Genomic DNA, 1756 nt, shown 5'->3' on the forward strand with positions numbered 1-1756 from the left:
GAGTCAGCTTAGTAAAATATTTAACTTTCTGGAACTATCAGACTTGCAGACCACCCCAAAAAGCTATACTTAACGACAGGTCATTTTGGACTGGTGTTTTGAGGACTTTTTACGCCGGTGATGACATCGTTCTGCCCTTACTGGTTTTTGTTATGGTTTCTGGCAGATGGATTAGCTGCCTATTCAAGTTGACGTTAAACCACATCAACCTGAATAACTCTCCTCGACGCATTCCAGTATAAAGGGCCAGCATTAATAATGGCCGCACATAATCAACAAAAGGCTGATCAAGATCTGGCAACAATTCATAGTCACGCTCTTTACGCCACGCATTGCTATTGCGGCGCTTTTCACGCAACACTTTTTCACGAGTAATCATGGCCTGAATAAATCGATCAAGCTCACTGGGCTCCCCTTCTATCTCTGGCTGGTCATTTAGAAATCGCTTTCGCTTCATTTTATTTTCTGGCAGTTTTTTCAAGCGGTGCAGCGGATGAATTTCCAGAATTTCATCATCAACAGCGCGAGTTAAGAGTCCGCGAAGTGAGTTAGCATCCCGATTAATGGTGCTATTGCTTAAGCCTTCCGCTATTTTCTGCCTGCGCCAGAGCTGGATGATTTTTGGAGTGATCTCGTTAAGAGGTAAACCAAAAAGGTGAGAAAAATTTCGTTCGATGCGCGCCAAAGTTGCATCCACTGTTTTAAGCTGCCCTTTGATGTAGCTCGGATAAAGCTTGAAAAACTCACCCAAGGTGATTACACCATCTTCAGGCTTAGCCTCTTTATGTATGCCCAGTACCAAATCATTGTATATTTCCCGAGCTCTTCTTTGGGCCTGTTCCGGATGAACTTGCATATTGCCGTCTCGATCGACGAAGTAGCCGATGGTGATCGTCCTCACCCGACCATCTGCACGCTTCTGCACCTGAAAAGTCTTTGCACCGGAAGTAAGTACTTTCAAACGCAAACCAGCGCCAAGCTCATCCCTGACGTAGTACGGTCTACTTGAGGGTTTTAACGCCATCAATTTACTTTTACTGAAACGCATAATCAGCTTAGCCATGACAAGATCCTCCTTGATCGGTCGTAATGACAGGGCGATTTTGACGAGTTTTCGGGGAGAGGCAATGAACGAGAGTTAATATCCAGAAAGAACGATAATGATCGAGCTTCATCAATCGTTTAAGGCAGCAAAAAATACCCATTCTATGGATGACAAGAACAATCCATTGGAATACATCAGGCAAACGAACGAGCTGACATAGACAACGCTGGACAGAGTTTGACACCAAAAGAAGAGAGAATCTTGATGCGGGGTGTAGGTTATACGTAGGTTGAAAATCTGGAAGGGCAAAGATGTGAGCACTTACTATCGGCGTAGATACCGCCAATATGGCGCACCCGAGAGGATTCGAACCTCTGACCTCTGCCTCCGGAGGGCAGCGCTCTATCCAGCTGAGCTACGGGTGCACTTCCAGAGCAGCAGACAGCGACTCCAGCGGTTGACAATAATACTGATCCACCCTTGTACTGTCCATGATTTTTTACCGCTGCCAGGTACCAATTACAAAACCATCCCAACCTCCCTTTAATGACCCACTTCCCTCACTCTGGATTGAAGAATATATAACGCCATGTGCGACTTTTAGGTTTGCATAAGGAGACATGACTGAACCTGCTTTCTGCTATTAAAAGCAGTAAAAAGCAAAAAAGAAGGTTTCAGTCATGCCCGTTGAAGAGTTTATCACTACAGTCT

Annotated in this window: 1 protein-coding gene and 1 tRNA gene; both read right to left on the bottom strand. The window is 45.0% G+C overall.

Translation table 11 applies throughout. The features are described 5' to 3' along the window. Positions 1-109 precede the first annotated feature (109 nt). Positions 110-1063 (bottom strand): integrase arm-type DNA-binding domain-containing protein, encoded by a 954-nt coding sequence (locus AK963_RS28535; protein ID WP_066018666.1) that lies wholly within the window; start codon positions 1061-1063, stop codon positions 110-112. A 330-nt stretch (positions 1064-1393) separates the two neighbouring features. Further along, positions 1394-1470, bottom strand: a tRNA-Arg gene (locus AK963_RS28540). Between the last annotated feature and the right edge of the window lie 286 nt (positions 1471-1756).

The sequence above is a fragment of the Endozoicomonas atrinae genome (assembly GCF_001647025.1).
Classification (GTDB): Bacteria; Pseudomonadota; Gammaproteobacteria; order Pseudomonadales; family Endozoicomonadaceae; genus Endozoicomonas; species Endozoicomonas atrinae.

Excerpts from the sequence above, each read along its gene's own strand:
- AK963_RS28535 (WP_066018666.1), bottom strand. The coding sequence starts at position 1,063 with ATGGCTAAGCTGATTATGCGTTTCAGTAAAAGTAAATTGATGGCGTTA.